This is a genomic window from Chamaesiphon minutus PCC 6605, from assembly GCF_000317145.1.
GTDB lineage: Bacteria > Cyanobacteriota > Cyanobacteriia > Cyanobacteriales > Chamaesiphonaceae > Chamaesiphon > Chamaesiphon minutus.
Genome location: NC_019697.1, coordinates 3,221,694 through 3,240,300 on the forward strand (window position 1 = coordinate 3,221,694; position 18,607 = coordinate 3,240,300).

At 47.4% G+C, this 18,607-nt stretch carries 13 protein-coding genes; 2 read left to right on the plus strand and 11 right to left on the minus strand.

The features are described 5' to 3' along the window. Positions 1-142: 142 nt before the first annotated feature. The 3 genes from CHA6605_RS14760 to CHA6605_RS14770 all read right to left on the minus strand — a co-directional run bounded on the left by CHA6605_RS14760 (position 143) and on the right by CHA6605_RS14770 (position 4,146). Entirely contained in the window at positions 143-1,438 is a 1,296-nt protein-coding gene (locus CHA6605_RS14760; RefSeq protein WP_015160235.1) for a dihydrolipoamide acetyltransferase family protein, read from the minus strand. A 186-nt stretch (positions 1,439-1,624) separates the two neighbouring features. Continuing rightward, positions 1,625-2,074 carry a YlqD family protein gene (locus CHA6605_RS14765; RefSeq protein ID WP_015160236.1) on the minus strand — a complete coding sequence of 150 codons (450 nt, stop codon included), beginning with the start codon at positions 2,072-2,074 and terminating at the stop codon, positions 1,625-1,627. A gap of 74 nt (positions 2,075-2,148) precedes the next feature. Continuing rightward, complete coding sequence (locus tag CHA6605_RS14770) at positions 2,149-4,146, minus strand: AMP-dependent synthetase/ligase (protein ID WP_015160237.1); 1,998 nt, start codon at positions 4,144-4,146, stop codon at positions 2,149-2,151. A 331-nt stretch (positions 4,147-4,477) separates the two neighbouring features. Here CHA6605_RS14770 and CHA6605_RS14775 point away from each other — a divergent pair, with 331 nt between their 5' ends. Beyond that, positions 4,478-6,322: an ABC transporter ATP-binding protein gene (locus tag CHA6605_RS14775; protein WP_015160238.1), complete on the plus strand. Its 1,845-nt coding sequence runs from the start codon at positions 4,478-4,480 to the stop codon at positions 6,320-6,322. A 36-nt stretch (positions 6,323-6,358) separates the two neighbouring features. On the opposite strand, the gene mfd is transcribed toward CHA6605_RS14775, so the two are convergent. The 8 genes from mfd to CHA6605_RS34185 form a co-directional block, all read right to left on the minus strand. Continuing rightward, positions 6,359-9,772: a transcription-repair coupling factor gene (mfd, locus tag CHA6605_RS14780; RefSeq protein ID WP_015160239.1), complete on the minus strand. Its 3,414-nt coding sequence runs from the start codon at positions 9,770-9,772 to the stop codon at positions 6,359-6,361. A gap of 248 nt (positions 9,773-10,020) precedes the next feature. Next, positions 10,021-10,818 carry a phosphate ABC transporter ATP-binding protein PstB gene (gene pstB / locus CHA6605_RS14785; RefSeq protein ID WP_015160240.1) on the minus strand — a complete coding sequence of 266 codons (798 nt, stop codon included), beginning with the start codon at positions 10,816-10,818 and terminating at the stop codon, positions 10,021-10,023. A 161-nt stretch (positions 10,819-10,979) separates the two neighbouring features. Next, positions 10,980-11,873, minus strand: a complete 894-nt coding sequence (gene pstA, locus CHA6605_RS14790) for a phosphate ABC transporter permease PstA (RefSeq protein WP_015160241.1) — start codon at positions 11,871-11,873, stop codon at positions 10,980-10,982. A gap of 180 nt (positions 11,874-12,053) precedes the next feature. Next, entirely contained in the window at positions 12,054-13,043 is a 990-nt protein-coding gene (pstC, locus tag CHA6605_RS14795) for a phosphate ABC transporter permease subunit PstC (protein ID WP_015160242.1), read from the minus strand. A gap of 5 nt (positions 13,044-13,048) precedes the next feature. Continuing rightward, positions 13,049-14,218 carry a phosphate ABC transporter substrate-binding protein PstS gene (pstS, locus tag CHA6605_RS14800; RefSeq protein ID WP_015160243.1) on the minus strand — a complete coding sequence of 390 codons (1,170 nt, stop codon included), beginning with the start codon at positions 14,216-14,218 and terminating at the stop codon, positions 13,049-13,051. 518 nt (positions 14,219-14,736) lie between these two features. Further along, positions 14,737-15,657 carry a hypothetical protein gene (locus CHA6605_RS14805; protein ID WP_015160244.1) on the minus strand — a complete coding sequence of 307 codons (921 nt, stop codon included), beginning with the start codon at positions 15,655-15,657 and terminating at the stop codon, positions 14,737-14,739. A gap of 169 nt (positions 15,658-15,826) precedes the next feature. Continuing rightward, positions 15,827-16,552, minus strand: a complete 726-nt coding sequence (gene tpiA / locus CHA6605_RS14810) for a triose-phosphate isomerase (RefSeq protein WP_041549418.1) — start codon at positions 16,550-16,552, stop codon at positions 15,827-15,829. A 230-nt stretch (positions 16,553-16,782) separates the two neighbouring features. Continuing rightward, entirely contained in the window at positions 16,783-16,956 is a 174-nt protein-coding gene (locus CHA6605_RS34185; protein WP_157259996.1) for a hypothetical protein, read from the minus strand. A 27-nt stretch (positions 16,957-16,983) separates the two neighbouring features. Between CHA6605_RS34185 and lpxD the strand changes: the two genes are divergently transcribed. Next, positions 16,984-18,018 carry a UDP-3-O-(3-hydroxymyristoyl)glucosamine N-acyltransferase gene (gene lpxD, locus CHA6605_RS14815; protein WP_015160247.1) on the plus strand — a complete coding sequence of 345 codons (1,035 nt, stop codon included), beginning with the start codon at positions 16,984-16,986 and terminating at the stop codon, positions 18,016-18,018. Positions 18,019-18,607: the final 589 nt, after the last annotated feature.

Below are 18,607 nucleotides of genomic sequence, written 5' to 3' on the forward strand. Positions count from 1 at the left end.
CGAGGCATTACCCCTCTAGATGGTGATTCAGGGATTCACCCCATACAATTAATCTGTAGGGGTGCCCCTTGCGGGTACCATCGATGCGGGGTCAGCACGAGGCATTAACCCTACAGATGCCGCTCTGGTTTGAAGATGGTGTCTATAATGTCAAAGATTGAGCGTTAGTTTGAATTAACAGAGCCAAATCTTTGAGGAAATTAGCTGCATCGGCACCATAGATAATCCGATGATCGGCAGTCATATTTACCTGCATTTGACGCCGGATCGCAAACGTACCATCTTCGCTAGCCACTACTTGCGGCTGGGATGCACCGACTGCCAAAATTGCGCCCGTACCGGGGGGTAGAATGGCATCAAACCGATCGACACCGAGCATTCCGAGGTTGGAGATGGTAAAGGTGCCAGAGCTATACTCTTGAGGCTGTAACTGCTTGCTCCGCGCCCGATCGACTAGATCTTTCCACATCCGCGAGAGGGAGTAAAGGTCGAGTTTATCGGCATTTTGGAGGACGGGGGTAATCAAACCGCCATCGGGCATCGAGACGGCGACGGCGATGTTAATCGAGCCAGGATGGTTAATGCCTGCATCGGTGTAGCTAGCATTAACGATCGGATGTTTCGCAAGGGTCATGGCGACTGCTTTGGCTAGCAGTGCCGTCATGGTAACGCCCTTATCTTTAATTTGTTTATAAAGTTTATCGAGATTGTTGGTTTCGATCGTGTAGCCGACGCGGAATGTCGGTACCGAAAGGCTCGCCATCATGTTGCGAGTGACGGCGGATTGGAGGGTTGTAAAGGGAACTACGCTGCCAGCTACCGCTGCGATTGCGGGAGCAGCAGGCGGTACGAATGTGGGTGCAGCAACTGGTGTTGCTGGCTGGCTGTGACCGGGAGCTGCTTGCGGTTTCCCAGCAGCGGTACCGACATCTTCTGCCGTAATCCGACCATTGGGGCCAGTACCATTAAGAGTTTCGACAGCAACGCCGTATTCTTTGGCTAATTTCCTCGCACGAGGGGAAACTACGGGCCGATCGCTTCTGAGTGGAGCTGCTGCTGGAGTTGCAGTTGTGGCTGGGGGCGCGATCGTGGTAGCTGCGGCGGTGGCGGCTGGTGCCGATGTTGTCGTGGGGGCAGTGGCCGTCGCGGCTGAAGATTTGCCTTGGGCTTGCTGCTTGGCTACTTCTATTTCAGCTTGAGTTTCGGCCACTAACGCGATCGCCGATCCGACTGGTGCGGACTCTCCGGCTGGGACGACGATCGTCGCAATATAGCCGCTATAAAAGGTTTCCACGTCCATATCGGCTTTGTCGGATTCGACCACGACAACGATTTCACCTTTTTCAACTTTGTCCCCTGGCGATTTTTGCCAAGAGACGATCTTGCCTTCAGTCATAGTCGAACTTAGAGCAGGCATGAAAACTTCGTGTATTGCCATGGGGAATCTTCTCGATCGAACAGTTTAGGTTGAGCTTGCGACTACTTATCTTAGCCTAATTGGGGGACTGAGGAGTGGATGGGCGGATGGGTGGATGGGTATGGATCGGTAGGACGTGATAACGACGCTTACGGCTGAAGTCACAATCGCCTAACCCCAATCCCCAATCCCCAATCCCCTATGTTTCTAAATGTTCCCCCGAATCTCCATCACCACTCCATCATGAAGTAGAACTTCGACGTTCATTTTGGAAATCAAATTATCGCCAAGTTTGACTGCAAAATAACCTTCAACTTGACCTTGATTGACTTCCTGTTTGAGTTCGAGCTGTTGAACTTGTTGGAGCTGTTGTAAAGCCATGTTTTTTTGTTCGAGCAGTTCGCTTTTCTGCTGATTTACTTGCATCTGAATGCTTTCAATCTGTTGCATGACTTGAGGGCCAGGGGGTTGCAGGTTTTGCTTTTGAATTTCGGCGACGGCTCTTTGTCCCTGCATTTCAAGTTGTTGCAGTTGGCCATCAAGGTCGCTAATTTGTGTTTGTAATAGTTGCTGGGTTTCGTCTTTCCAGCGTTGGGTCACTACAGCTTTGATACTGACGACCCGTTTGAGCAATAGTTGAGAGTCTGGTAGATCCATGATTTAGGTAATTTTGGTGACTAGTGGCTATTGGTTTAGTGGCTAGCGGCGTTAACCCATACCCTATTCCCTGTTCAGCGTGCGAACATCTCGTCAATCATACCGTGATACCGCGCCATCACAACTGGGCGACGAATTTTCAGAGTTTGGGTAAGCAGGCCATTTTCGATGCTAAATGGCTCGGCAATTAACTTGATGGTAGCAATCCGATCGTCAATCCGGTAGCCAGGGCGGTTCTTGACTTCGCGGTTGAGTTCGTCGCGGAAGAGGTCTATGACTTGGGTATTGTTGAGAATTTGCGGATTGTCGAGGAGGATATTCGGCTCGTTACTGCTGGCTGGGTTTGTCGCTGCTATCGGAGCGGGAATGAGATTTTGACTTATCGCCCATTGGTGTAGTGCTTCGGAGTTAGGTACGATCAGCGCGCCGAGTGCTTTTTGGTCTTGACCGACGAGGACTATTTGGCTGATATAAGAGCTGCGGAGACAAGCATCTTCGATCGGGGTGGGTTCGATATTTTCGCCATTGCTCAGCACGATCGTGTCTTTGGCGCGTCCGGTAATCGTCAGATCGTTGTTGGGAGTAAGCATTCCCAAATCGCCACTATTAAACCAACCGTCAACGTCGATCGCTTTGGCAGTGGCTTCGGGATCGCGGTAATATCCTTGCATGACTTGCGGCCCGCGAATCATCACTAATCCTTTTTGCCCGATCGCGACTGGCTGACGGGTATCGACATCGACGATCCGGATCTCGGTACCTGGTAACGGTTGTCCTGACGAGAGCCGGAGATTTTGCCAGGGACGGCGGACGTTGGTAATCGGGGCGGTTTCGGTTAAGCCATAGCCGACGAGAATATTCACGCCAATTATCTCGAAAAATAAGTCAAGATGTTTGGCTAACGAGCCGCCGCCGCTGATGATATATCTGATTTTGCCACCAGTAGCCGCTCTAATTTTGCTGTAGATCAGCTTATCGGCGATCGCGTGAATGGGGGCTAAAATCGCCATCTGGAGCCGTGCGATTAATTTTTGACCCAGAGTGGGGTTGAGACATTCTAAGCTCAATCCTTGGACGATCCGGCGGGCTTCGATGTATTTGGTGCTGAGTGCCAGCAGACGAGCAACCAATTTTTGTTTGTTTGGGGGCTGCTCGCGAAATTGCTTCTGAATGCCTTCATAAATCGATTCTGAGAGCCGAGGAACTGCGACGAGGTACTCAGGCTGGTATTCTTTCAAATCCTGCTTGAAATAGCGAATATTGGTGTATGTCTGAGTACAACCCTGCGAGAGCAGATAATATTCGCACGATCGCTCGTAGCTATGCCACGAAGGTAAAATACTCAAGACTCGCGAGCCTGGTGTGGCGGGGATGACCGTACCGCAGGTATTGATTTGGTGCAATAGATTGGCATGGGTGAGCATCACACCTTTGGGGTTGCCAGATGTGCCAGAAGTGTAGATGAGCGTGGCTAAATCTGTTTTGGCGATCGTCGCTGGCTGAAATTGGGCACTGCGACCGAGATCGATCGTCTGGCTGAAGTTGAGGAGTTTAATCGGCAGTTCTACATCGGTTGTTTCGTCACAAAGTAGAATGATTAACTTAATCGGCAAATCGGCAAGTCGATCGCTTAACTTGTTGAGAGTTTTGAGATCTTCAACTACTAAAGTTTGAGCTTGACTGTTATCTAAAATTGAGAGTAATTCTTGTACCTCAGCTTGAGAACTCCGAACGGCATTAAAGGCCCCTGTGGTCATAATCCCTTGATCGGCTATCAACCAGCGGGGACTATTATCGGCAAATAACGCCACGCCAGTCTGAGGCTTGATTCCCAAGCTTTGCAAGCCAGTGGCAAATAACTTAATTTGAGTAGCCACTTCTCGATAAGTCATACTAATTGCTGGCTTGCTATGGGGGGCATTTAGCGCGACAGTATCTCCACATTTAGCAGCGACGATCGGCCAGACTTCGGGCAGCGAATTTATCTGTGTATAATCGATCGTCTGACTGATATTTTGAGCTTCTTGCTGAGAAATTGTGTAAGGATAGTTTGCTAATCTGGCAGTTGTCATAATAGTTGTCTCTATAAGTTTTTGTAGTCGTAAACTGCGTCCGATGACATCAGTTAACTGTTTCTATATATTTAGATTAGCTGCGGTCGATCGCGATCGGCGAGCGATTGTGACAGAAAGTAAGGTGGCTAGGATCTATGACAGCTAATGAATTGTCACAACCGATCGCGCCCTAACACTTCACATTTAACCACAGATGGTATTGCAAAATTAGAGTGTATATAGAGTTACAGATACCTCTACCAATAATTTCAACTATAATATCTGAACGCCTTGATGAGTAATGGTTTAAGCCAGGGCGAACGCGATCGGAGGATTCGCAACCGCAACAATGAATAGAAAGAAAAAAAGCGACTGGCAAAGAGCGCGATTATTCAGTCAGACGCTTCGCCAATCGCTGTCGGTATTTCGTTATGGGGGCAAAGCTCTCGATTTAGTTTGGACTACCAGCCGCGCCTTGACGATCGCCTTGGCAGTTTTGGCTCTAGTTGGTGGATTGCTCCCAGGAGCGATCGCGATCGTCGGTAAATTAATCGTCGATAGTGTAGTATCAGCCAATCGCAGCGGTTTGGCAATCGATCGTCAGAATGCCCTGATCTATGTGGGTTTAGAAGCAGTCGCGATCGTGTTATTAGCAGCTTCCCAAAAGGGCTTGGTAGTGTGCCAATCTTTGTTGCGAGTACTGTTAGCGCAGCGCGTCAACGAATTGATTCTCGAAAAAGCTCTAACGCTGGATCTGGCGCATTTTGAGGATTCCGAATTTTACGACAAAATGAGTCAGGCTCGATCGCAAGCATCCAGTCGCCCGCTCTCGCTCATCAACCGCACATTTGGCTTGTGTCAGTCTGCTTTAACGCTATTGACATTTGGTGGGCTATTATGGCAGTTTTCAGCATGGGCGGTTTTGGGTTTGATTATGACAGCAATTCCGTCATTTATTGCTGAAACCCGCTTTTCCGAACATGCCTTTCGACTGTTTAGGTGGCGATCGCCAGAAACCCGCCAGCAGCATTATTTAGAGACATTATTAGCGCGGGAAGATTATGCCAAGGAGGTACAGCTCTATCAACTCGGTGGAATGCTGTTGCAGCGTTACCGCGATATCTTTAATCTTCTCTATGAGGAAGACCGCAATCTGACGATTCGGAAGGGGTTTTGGGGTTACTTACTGGGGTTATTGAGTACGGTGGCTTTTTATGCAGCATACGCGTGGATTGTCATCGAAGCGATTTCTGGACAGATTACGTTAGGTGAAATGACGATGTATTTGGTGGTGTTCCGTCAAGGACAATCGACATTTTCATCTGCATTAACTTCGATCGGGGGTATGTATGAAGATAACCTGTATCTGGCCAATCTTTATGAGTTTCTCGAACAACCCATCTCCCATTCTCAGGGTTATATTACTCAAGGAATCGATTTTGATGGGATTCGATTTGAGAACGTTTCATTCAGCTATCCCGGCAATACTCAACCAGTCTTAAAAAATATCTCATTACATCTCCAGCCGGGCGAAAAACTCGCGATCGTCGGTGAAAATGGCTCTGGTAAAACTACGTTAATTAAGTTACTAACTAGGCTATATTTACCGAGCAGCGGCAGAATTTTATTAGATGGTGTGGATCTAAATGATTGGGATCTCGACGTTCTCAGACAGCGCATCGGCGTAATTTTTCAGAACTTCGTTCAATATCAATTTACCGTCGGCGAAAACGTTGGCGTAGGTGATGTTCGGCATCTCGACGATCGATCTGAATGGGAAATTGCCGCGAGTAAAGGCATGGCTAAACCATTTATCGATCTCCTTCCAGCCGGATTCGATACCCAGTTGGGCAAATGGTTTAAAGGCGGTCAAGAATTATCTGGCGGACAGTGGCAAAAAATCGCTTTAGCAAGGGCATTTATGCGATCGAACGCTGATATTTTGATTTTGGACGAACCCACTGCGGCGATGGATGCTGAAGCCGAAATGAATATTTTCAATCGCTTCCGCGCGCTCACTCAGGAGCGGATGGTAGTCTTAATTTCGCATCGGTTTTCGACTGTCAGAATGGCCGATAAAATTGTGGTGATGGCTAGGGGTGAAATTATCGAGCAAGGCTCTCACGAGCAATTATTAAAAGCTGGCGGTAGGTACGCGCACTTATTTTCTTTACAAGCGGCTGGGTATAAGTAATACCATTTTAGATTTTGAATCTTGGATTACCTTCAATTAACTCGAACTAGCAGCCATCAATACCCCTTGCATCTTGCTCAACACATCAATTAACATCTCCACCTGCTCGTTCGGACGCAACACGCCTAAACCTCTTGCTGTCACTTTACCCGTACTATAAACATAACGCGATCGAGCATTGTCAGGAATGTATTCAGCCAGTAAATTCCAGGCTGGTTCTGCCATTGGTGTCTCTAAAATAACGTGTTGTTTACCATCAGGACGAATCCGACTAAAGCCGAGTTGTTTGGCAATTTGTTTGAGTTCGACGATGCGGAATAATTGTTGAGCTGGTTTGGGAATTTCACCATAACGATCGTGCCATTCGGCAGCAATATTGGTGAGTTCTTGTTTGGTATCGGCGGCAGCAACAGCGCGATAAGCACTCATTTTTTGCTCCAGATCGGCGATATAATCGGCAGGAATCATCGCCGTGACTTTGAGATCGATTTGAGTATCATCGACTTGGGGAATTTCTTGGCCGCGAATTTCTTTGATGGCTTCTTGCAACATTTCCATGTATAAGTCAAAGCCGATAACATCCATCTGTCCCGATTGTTCTGCACCCAAAAGATTACCAACGCCGCGAATCTCCATATCGCGAGTGGCAAGTTGATAACCCGAACCCAACTGAGTGAACTCCTGAATCGCTTTTAACCGCTGTCTGGCTGTCTCGGAGAGGGTTGATTCCTTGGGATAAAATAACCAGGCATGGGCTTGAATTCCGGCGCGTCCGACGCGTCCGCGCAATTGATATAATTGCGCCAATCCAAAGCGATGGGCATCTTCGACTAGAATGGTGTTGACGCGGGGAATATCTAAACCAGATTCGATAATGGTCGTACAAACTAGTAAATCGGCATCGCCATTACTAAAGGTTAACATCGTCGATTCGAGTTCAGCTTCGTCCATTTGGCCGTGAGCGATCGCGATCCGACAAGATGGAATTTGTTCGCGAATTTTACCAGCAGTTTCTTCGATGCCTTCGATTTTTGGCACTACATAAAATATCTGTCCGCCGCGATCGAGTTCTTGACGAATGGCAGTGGCGATCGCGTCAATTTTGTAGGGCGATAAGTGGGTTGCGATCGGACGGCGCGAGGGTGGTGGCGTGGTAATTAGGCTCATTTCGCGCACGCCAGATAAGGACATATAGAGGGTGCGCGGAATGGGTGTAGCCGAGAGTGTTAATACATCAATTTGACTTTTGAGGGTCTTAATTTTTTCTTTTTGATTGACACCAAATCGTTGTTCTTCATCGATTGTTAATAAACCCAAATCTTTGAATTTTAACTCTTTACTCAAAAGTTGATGCGTCCCGATCACGATATCTAGTTCGCCAGTTTTGAGGCGTTGTAAAATATCCTTGCGCTCCTCAGCCGTCCGAAAGCGATTTAGCAGTCCGATGTTAATGGGATAGGGTGCAAATCTTTCTTTGAGCGTATGGTAATGTTGCTGAGTTAAAATTGTCGTCGGTGCCAGAAAAATAACCTGCTTATTAGCAGTAGTGACGGCTTTAAATATCGCCCGAATTGCAACTTCAGTTTTACCAAATCCCACATCCCCACACACTAAACGATCCATCGGTCGATCGCTTTCCATATCGCGCTTGACATCTTGAGTTGCTTTTAACTGATCGGGTGTCGGTTGATAGCGGAACGAGTCTTCTAGTTCTTGTTGCCATGGGGCATCGGGTGGAAAGGCAAAGCCCTCTTTTTGCGATCGCTCGGCATAGAGTTTGAGTAAGTCGAATGCTAACTTTTTAATTGACTTCTTGACTTTTGCTTTGGTCTTTTCCCAAGCTTGTCCAGATAATCTATTTAGTTCTGGTTTTGCTCCTGCCGCTTGCCTAAATCTAGACAGTACGCCCACTTGATCTGCCGGAACTTTCAGCGAGCCATCGGCATATTGAATCGTTAAATAGTCCCGCAAAGTATCGTCAGTCTGGATACTTTCAAACTTAATAAATCTTCCCAAACCATGATTGCGATGCACCACATAATCGCCAGGGCGCAATTTATTCGGATCGACTTGTTTGGATGCCGCCTGACGCCGCTTGCGAACGTAGCTAAAACTTGCTAAAGATTGCTGTCCGAAAAACTCACGATCGGTAACTACTACCATCCGAAATGTCGGCAGAATAAAACCTTCTAATTCTGCCATGCCCGAATATTTAATTGCTACCGCAGTATGCTGAATTTGTAACTTATCGATCGCGGGAAAGTCGCGCGGATTGGGAACGAATTGGGCGGGACAATCGTGTTCTTGTAATAACGATACCGATCGCGAAGGTTGTGCCGATACCAGCCAGCTCGAATAACTTTGTTTGTGATAGCCGCGTAAAGTTTCGGCAATCTTGGCAAACTGATGGGGAATCGTCGGAATCGCCCGACAAGATAAATTCAAACCTTCACCACTGACGGCTAATTCGTCTAATTTTAAGTACCTAAATCTTGCGGCAATCTTGGCGACGCTCACACCAAACTGTTGATGCCTAACTGGTGTCCCCTCCGGTAAAGTCTCCCACTCCTCTTGAATATACTCAAACCAGCGATCGTTATGCGCCTGAGCGCGATCGAATTCATCGATCGCTACCACACAATTATCGGGTAGATAATCTAATAAAGAGTACCGCGATTGCGTATTATCTTCCCCAAAAATCGTCCCAAAATTCACCGGAGTCAATACCAAACTCTCAATTTTATCGAGCGAACGTTGCGTACTCGGATCGAACTCTCGCAACTTATCTAACTCATCCCCAAACCACTCCAGCCGCACGGGTAACTCCGCCGCTACTGGGAAAATATCGATAATATCTCCCCGCCGACTCCATTGTCCCTCCGTTTCTACCAAAGGCACCCGCTCGTAGCCCAGATGCACCAACTGAGTACCCAGCCGCTCCACATCGCCCTCATCCCCCACCCGCAACGTCAAACATCGCACTGCAAACTCGGCTGGCGAAGGCAAATGTGGCTGTAAAGCCAACGTCGTACACACGATCGCTACTCCAGATCTTCTCCCAGTCCCCCCGTCTCCTACTCCCCCCGTCTCCCCGTCCTCTAACGCTCCACCCAAAGCCTGCACCTCAGCCAACCCCTGCATCTGCCCCCAAATCATCTCCGATTCGAGGCTAGCATCCCCGTAGGGCGACGATTCAGTCGTAGGATAGAAATGTACCGACTTCCAGCCCATCGCCTCTAATTGAGCCGCCCAGCGACCTCCTTCTTCCACCGTCGCCGTCACTACTACTAGATGTTGCTGCGATGCTTGCGCTAGAGCCGAAGCCACCAAACCTTTGGGCAAACGTGGCAACCCAGCCAAATGCAACAGCCCCTGTTGTTGGAGCTTGGAGAGCAGTTCTGCTGAAAGTTGAGAGCGTTCGAGGGTGCGAATCAGTGCAGAAAAAGCCATCGTTTCAGTCAGCAGTAAAATAGTTTGTAGCGGTTATCCCGACCTGCCAGATCTCTATAACAACACTAATGTCGGGATCTCAAGACTGTAGTTCTCTCACCTTAAACGGTTTTACTAGATTTTGGAAGGGTATTTAGGGAGAATCTAGTTAGTCTTTACTACCATTCGATCGAGCGATGTCAATATAAATACAAAATCGGGGCAATTTATCAAATTACCCCGATCGAGATCGTCAAGCACCAATTATTCTAGCCAAATCGACCGCTGATATACTCTTGAGTTCTTTCCTCTTTCGGCGAACCGAAGATAGTGCGGGTATCGTCGTATTCTACTAAGTAGCCAAAACGACTGCCGCCTTCACCCGCTTCGGCATTAAAAAAGGCGGTTTTGTCCGATACTCGTGCCGCCTGTTGCATATTGTGGGTAACGATAATAATCGTGAACCGATCCTTGAGTTCGTGGATCAGATTTTCGATCTGGACTGTCGAAATCGGATCGAGTGCCGAGCAAGGCTCGTCCATCAAGATCACTTCTGGCTCGACGGCAATCGTCCTAGCGATACACAGACGCTGTTGTTGTCCGCCAGAGAGCGATAGACCGCTTTGTTGAAGTTTATCTTTGACTTCTTCCCATAGGGCTGCTTTACGGAGCGATTGCTCGACGCGTTCGTCAAAATTGCCTGTAAAACCTGCTATTTTCAAACCAAATGCTACGTTATCATAAATAGATTTGGGGAAGGGATTGGGCTGTTGAAAAACCATGCCAATCCGCCGCCGCACTTCTACGGGATCGACCTTAGAGTCGTACAGATTGGTACCGCGATAAGTAATCTCGCCCTGAACTTTGGCATTGGGAATTAGATCGTTAAGGCGATTGTAGCAGCGCAATAGGGTACTTTTGCCGCACCCAGAAGGCCCGATGAACGAGACGACATTATTTTTAGGAATATCTAAAAAAACATTCCGCACTGCCTGAAAGGTACCATAGAAGATCGAAACATTATCTGTCTTAATGACAATTTCCCGATCGGTAAGAGTATTGACCATAAAATTAGAGACTATTAATTAATGGGTATTAAAGATATGACTAGAACCCAATAGTTGTTGAATATTGCTCGATTTGAAGCTATCGCTACGAAGTAACGCTCTCAATAACATTCCCAGCGTTGCGACTATTTATCTACGATCGCGTACTTATGAAGATAAATTTAGTAAACTTTTCGCCGAGAAAGAAGCCGAGCGAAGATACTGATCGATAAAATCAGTAATACAATGAGCAACGCAGCTACCCACGCTAACTTTTGCTGGTTGGGGTAAGGAGAAATCGCAAAGTTGTAGATAAGAACTGACAGAGTGGCGGTCGGCTCCCATAGCCCCTTTATATCATACTGGTTAAATAGAGCGGTAAATAAAAGTGGTGCTGTTTCTCCAGCAGCTCTGGCGATCGCTAGCGTCACGCCTGTCGCCACAAATGGTAGAGCAGCAGGCAATACGATCTGAGTTACTGTTTGAAAATTGGTAGCACCGATCCCTACAGCCGCCAGCCGAGTAGCTTTGGGAACCGATTTGAGTCCTTCCTCAGATGTCCGAATAATAGTAGGCAACATTAGTACGGATAGAGCCGCCCCACCAGCTACTGCCGAAAAACCGCCCGTGAGTAACACGACGATCCCATAAGCAAATAAACCAGCAATAATCGAGGGTACGCCGCTGAGGACGTTGGTGCAAAACCTGACAAGTTGAGAGATCCAGTTACCCTGTCCGAACTCAACTGTATAAATTGCAGCTAATACGCCGAAGGGTATACTTATTATAGCCCCGATCGCACAGGTGAGCAGGGTACCGACGATCGCGTTTCTAAAGCCACCGCCCTGCATTCCTGCCGCAGGCGGTAGCTCGGTAAAGATTGCTGGTGAAAAGCCGCCGAGTCCATTGGTAATGACCATGAACAGAATTGAAGCCAGCGGAATGATGGAGATTGCGACACAGGCAAATACCAATCCGGTCATCACCTTACCAAAGAGCTGGCGACTGGGAGATACTCCAAACTGGTTATTATCGGGTCGATCGGTAGTAGATAGTTGAGAAGATACGGGAATCATAAGTTTCGCCTACACAACAGCAACATTAAGAGTTAAGGATGAGGGTTTAGGCTGAGAAGAAGGTGGAAAAGTCTTATTTATCATTGTCTCGTGCTATTGAGGCTGCAATAGGGTTTCCTAAATAAAGAGCGACCCGATGAGATTTTAAATCCTCAATTCGGGTCGATCGATTTATGCTAGTTACTCAACTTGCTGAAAGCGACTGACAAGTGCTTGTGCGAGCATGTTGACCACCAAAGTTAAGACCATCAAAATCAACGCTTCATAAAACAGCGATGACTTCTGAAGTCCGCTGGCTTCGCCAAACTGGTTGGCAATCAGCGATGATAGTGTCGATGCAGGCGACAACCAGGAGATATTGACCTTATTCGCATTCCCAACTAGCATCGTCAAGGCCATCGTCTCGCCTAAAGCGCGCCCGAGTGCCAACATGATCGAACCGATAATTCCTGAAAGTGCCGCTGGCAGCAACACTCGCGTGATGGTTTCCCACCGCGTCGCACCCAATCCGTAGGCTCCTTGACGGAGTTTTGGGGGTAAGGAGTTGAGTGTATCGCGGGAGATGGCAATAATCGTTGGTAAAATCATGATTGCCAGGACGATCGATGCACCAAAAAGCTGACGTCCGCTCGGCTCGGTTGAGAAAATGGGAATCCAGCCAAGGTAATTGTGCAGTGCTTGAAACAAGGGCTTGAGTGCTGGCAAGAACACAAATAATCCCCACAAACCGTACACTACGCTAGGTACTGCGGCTAGTAGTTCGATCGTAAAGGCGATCGGTTGGAGGATCTGTAGTTTCAAAAAGTTTTCAGTCAAGAAAATCGCCACTCCAACTCCCAAAGGCACGGCAAATAGCAGTGCGATGATAGAACTGAGTACGGTACCGTAGATATGCGGCAGTGCGCCATAAACACCACCGACACCCGTAGTCGGATCGACATTTTTATTCGGGTCCCAAGTACTATCTGTCAAAAATCCCAAGCCAAACTTCTGAATCGCAGGCAAGGCAATGACAAACAGAGAGTAGGCGATCCACATCAGGATCAGCCCCACTGAAACCGCCAGTCCCAGTGTCAGCCACTGGAAACTTCGATCGACCGTTCGCACTAATTTGAAATTAGTAGATGATTCTAATAATGTTTCTTTGGGAGCTGGAGAATTTGAAGTCATGAGGTTTATTTCGCCTTATTGAGTTCTGCCTTGACCTTCGTAACTAGATCGGCTTCTAATGGAATATAGCCTAGCTCTATAGCTGCGGCTTTGCCTGTAGTTAACGCCCATTCGATCGTGCTTTTCAATGCTGTTTGTTTGGCAGCATCTTTGGGTTGTGGATAGAGTAGCAACCAAGTCAGACCGGAAATCGGGTAAGCTTTAGGATTGGCAGAATCTGGTACTGTCAAAGCCAGATCTGCTGGCACTGTTTGACCGACAAATGCTTCAGCACCAGCTTCGGGCGATGGTACGATGATTTGGCCTGATTTATTTTCGATCGCGGCCATTGTCAGCGCGGTTTCTTTCCCATACGAATACTCTACATAACCGATCGAATTAGGCGTTTGTTTGACCTGAGCGGCGACACCTTCATTGCCCTTGGCACCAGTACCAGCAGGCCAAGATACGGACTTGTTAGCACCTGCCGTCCAGACGCCAGGACAAGCCGCTTTGAGGTGAGTCGTAAACTGAAAAGTCGTACCGCTACCATCGGAACGATGGACGAATTGAATGGCTTGGTCTGGTAGTTTTGCACCCGCATTGGTTTTGGCGATCGCCGGATCGTTCCATTTGGTAATTTTACCAGCAGCAATCCCACAATATGCAGCGCGAGACAGTTTTAAATCCTTCACCCCTTCTATGTTGTAAGCAAATACCACACTACCGCCAGTCATCGGGATCTGAATTGGTTCGGCACCATATTTGGTCTTAAACTTAGCGCGTTCTTCTGCCTTCAGTGGTGCGTCCGTCGCCCCAAAATCTACTGTACCTGCCAAAAATTGTTCGACACCAGCACCACTACCGACGGATTGATAACTGATTTGAGTGCCAGGATTGGCTTTATTGTAGTCATTAAACCAGCGTTGGTATAAAGGAGCTGGGAATGATGCTCCAGCACCACTGAGCGCAGAACTACTCCCACCACCAGCCGCAGGTGCTGGCGTTGATGTTCCGCCTGTGGGTGGGGTCGCTACATCGGGACTAGTGGGGGTACAAGCCGACATGCTCATTCCAATCGTCAGCGCGATCGGAATGAGCATGTAACGCGACCTATCAGTAGCTTTGGTAATATAATTGGCACGACGCTCTTGTTTAGAGGTTTCACCAATGAGTTGGTTGAGATCGATCTTCATACTACTCCTCAAGATTTGTTACGGTCTAAGATTTCTCACACTATATCCGCTCCAAACCGAGTAAATTTATTACTCGCACCCAATTTATTAGGTGCCTGTAAAGGTTTTGGTTAGCGGAGAATGTCACAGTACTAAAATTAGATTCAAAATTTAGTACTAGCTTAATTCTATTGAAAATATGTCAATCGAGAATAACTTTTGGTTAACGATAGGTTAAGGTTTATCTTTACTTTTCGTTAACCAATCTGACGCATAGGGCTGTCATCATAACTACCGATTGGTGCTCAAAGATAGACCAAGCTACTCCCTAACCGATAATAGCTTTATCTGGCAATTATACGCCTAGCCAATTGGCCGATTTAACGATCGGAATTGACTGCTGAATCTAGTTTATTTGAGTCAGATTGCTAGGTACCGCAGCCAGACAAAAAATATCTGTAACGATTAAAGAAAGATCGTTACAGACTCTCAACAGTTTGACTTATTAGTTAACGAACATCGCTCCGATGTTCGTTAACTTAAGTATCGACTCGATAGTATTCTTTGCTCGCTACAGAATAGCCCCACCCAATACCGTCAGGATCGCGATTGCGCGTCCAGTCGGTGAAATTTGGTTCGCTCCGTCGCTTATAAACAGTACTAGAATGCACGTCTAAGCGTTTAGCCAGATCGGATTGGAGGATCGTGACTAGCGGCGCAGTGGCTGAGGGAGTTGGCTCTAATGAGATCGCCACTGGTTCTGGCTCCACATGTTCGGAGACAATGGGAGTAGATGGGGCGAGCTCTTGGGGCAGATCGTCACTAGCGGTTTCGGTGGGGGCAACAGAGGCAATCTCTTGGGGTAGATCCGCAGGTAGATCGGGTATTGCCACTGATGGCGTTGCTAGTTCGGGAGTGGGAGCCGATGCCGTTGGCATGGCAATCGTCACAGTTGCAGCAGGTGTAGCTGCTGACTGGACTACTGTTTCGACAACAGATGTAGCAGGCTGAGATTGAAAAGCCACGACTGGAGTTGTCGCTGGCATTAGTTCTGGTAACTCGACCTCACTGTCGTCCAGAATGCTGCCAAGAGTACTAATTGAGACAAAATAATAAACTTGACCTCGATCGGGATGTAGTCGGCTACTAGTGCCAAATTCGTGGGCTTTGGCAGCCAAATACCGTTTGGCAACCGACCCAGGAATATTTGCTTTGACAGAGAGATCGAGTGGGGTAATTTCACCGCGATATTGGACGATCGATTGTTGAAAAACTGGATCGATCGATCGCACAGTCTTCGACCATTCGTAATTTTGCCAGATATTTCCACTAGCGATGAGCACAGTCACGCCCAAAATTATCGGCCACGCTATAAATAGCGCAGACATTGCTAGTGCTGCTGGTAGCAGAATCAGCAGAAACCCTGTGGCACTTTTTGTATTTACAGCTCTTTCAGGCATTTGCCCTATTGTTTTTTTAACTTAATGCTAAATTATTTTAGTCGATCGCACCGCTTTTTAGCGCATACTTTTTTGTATTGGCACCGATTGGTTACTTCCGCTCCAGCAATAATAGTTTTTTAGGATGAAGCGGATCGAAAAGCGATCGCTTTTGGGAGATATCTTTCGGCTATTTATAATTAACAATCCCCGCAAAATCACCAGCAGCAAGACTCGCACCGCCAACTAGCACGCCATCGATTTGGGGTTGCGCCATGATTTCGTCAATGTTACTCGGCTTGACCGATCCTCCGTATTGAATGGTGACCTGGGGATCGCTGAGACGATCGCGAATAATGCCAATGACACGATTGGCTTCGATCGCTTCACAGGTTTCGCCAGTGCCGATCGCCCAAATTGGCTCGTAGGCAATGACCAAGCGACGGAGATCCACCCCTTCCAGACCCCGATCTAGCTGCGCGAAGATTGTTTGTTCGACTGCGCCAGCATCCCGCTGTTGCTTAGTCTCACCCACGCACAAAATTGGAATCAAACCACCATTTTGAGCGGCTTTGAGGCGGAGATTTACTGTTTCATCAGTTTCTCCAAAATACTGACGGCGTTCGCTATGTCCGACAATGACGTATCTAACACCCATTTCTGTCAACATACTGGCCGAAATTTCGCCCGTATAAGCTCCACAATCTTCCCAATGAACATTTTGGGCACCTAGCCGGATTCGGTTGCCGTGCAGGCTCTTATTAACTATTGTTAAATCTGTAAATGGCACGCACAAAACTACTTCGCGGTCTTCCGGCACATTGTCAATTTCAGGAATAAATTCCATCAAAAACTCAGCGGCTTCACCCTGAGTTTTATACATTTTCCAATTACCAGCAATAATTACTTTACGCACAATCTCAATCATCTTCCTCATCGGTTCGTTCTCTATATTCCCATGGATTGGTGACTAGGGGAGTGGGGGACGGAGGGAGTGGGGGACGAGGAGACGGGGAGACGAGGAGATGGGGAGACGAGGAACTGGGTGCATGTTATTCTCAATCCAAAATCCAAAATCCTGTCTTGTCTCGCTCAATCTGGAGGGAACCTCCAGAGCGCGAGCCGCAAAATCCAAAATCCAAAATCCTACCGCCTAACCCCTAAAAATACTGCCAACGCGATCGAGGGTAAAAAGACGGCAATTAGGACGATCCCCGTGGTAGGCGTGGGTGCAATGAGAGTACCGAGGTAGTTAATCGCGATCGAGATCGCGACAGATGGTAATAACATTTTAAGTAATAGTCCGATTTGGTCTGGCACTAACTAATCTTTATCCCCGAATTAATGATGCAATTTAGCGAACTGATAATTAAACTAGGGTCTGCGGTGACGGCAAGTAGTTTCGATCGCGATCGCCAGCTCGATCCCATTTTAACTGGCTTGGCACCGATCGAGGCAGCCACAGCGGGGACGATTAGCTATATCGAAGGCGATAAGTTTGCCAAATTTGTCGGGAGTACGGCGGCGAGTGCTTTGGTGTTGCCGATGAATGAGACGATTCAAGCACAGGCTAGCGACAGAGGAATTGCTTGGATTGCCACCAAAGAGCCACGATTGTTATTTGCCCAAGTTATCAAAGTATTTTATCAACCGTTTAAATTGCCTGTGGGCGTGCATCCTAGCGCGATCGTCGAGATGGGCGTTGAGTTAGGCGAGAATGTGTCGATCGGTGCCCATACAGTCATTCAAGCTGGGGTAAAAATTGGGAATGATGTAACGATTCACCCTAATGTGGTCGTCTATCCTGACGTCCAGATCGGCGATCGCACGATCTTACATGCCAACTGTACCATTCACGAACGGGTCAGACTTGGTAACGATTGCGTCATCCACAGTGGGGCGGCAATCGGCGCAGAGGGCTTTGGATTCGTGCCAACCGCCACAGGCTGGTTCAAGATGGAACAGGCAGGTTATACGGTCTTAGAGGACGGTGTGGAGATCGGTTGCAATAGTACTGTCGATCGACCAGCCATGGGCGAAACGCGAATTGGTCGAGATACAAAGCTAGATAATTTAGTGCATGTCGGACATGGTTGTCAGATCGGCTCTAATTGCGCGATAGCGGCTCAGGTGGGTTTGGCTGGCGGCGTCAAGGTGGGCAATGGTGTGTTACTAGCTGGACAGGTTGGCGTTGCCAATCAGGTAACCATAGGCGATCGAGCGATCGCTTCATCGAAGACGGGGATTCACAGTAATGTCGATCCGGGTGAAATTGTTTCGGGGTATCCCGCTGTTTCCCACAAACTCTGGCTCAAAACTGCGGCGATCGTCAATCGTCTTCCCGAAATGTATCAATTTTTCAAACAAAGCCAGCGTAATTAATCCACCGATTTTCGCGACTCAGTGCGACTGCCAATCTGTTTTCGATCTCAATTTTTATTGATAAATAAATGCTGAGTGAAGAATCAAGAAAGTAGCTTTGTGCAAGAGAATCGATAGTTTCAGAGTGAAAATAAGTAAAGATATTCAAATATTCGGATTGTAATGGCTGCCATGACTAATGAAGCATGATAAGCTACCAATGATGTCAAATTTAGCAACTTTAGTAAAAGTATATATTATCTATCTTTCAATAATTAATACTACTTACTTTTAGATAGCTACTAGAGCATATTTTTGTTAAGCTTATTCAATGAGCGATTTAGTTGTTTCAAGCTACTAGATCGAAGACAAGCCAAAGAATCCATAACTAGATATTTTCGATCGACATCACAATTTTAACGATAAGTATATTTGGCGACAGCTTTTTTTGGATCTGCAACGCTTTTACACTCGTTGCGCTCGAACAAAACGGAACGAAATAAATATTTCGATCTGGCGCAGGCAGCAGTCGAGCCTTACCAGGGCATTAACATGGTAATTCTTTTAGCCATTATATTCTCTGTCATGCGGGAGCGATCGCCAAGTATGC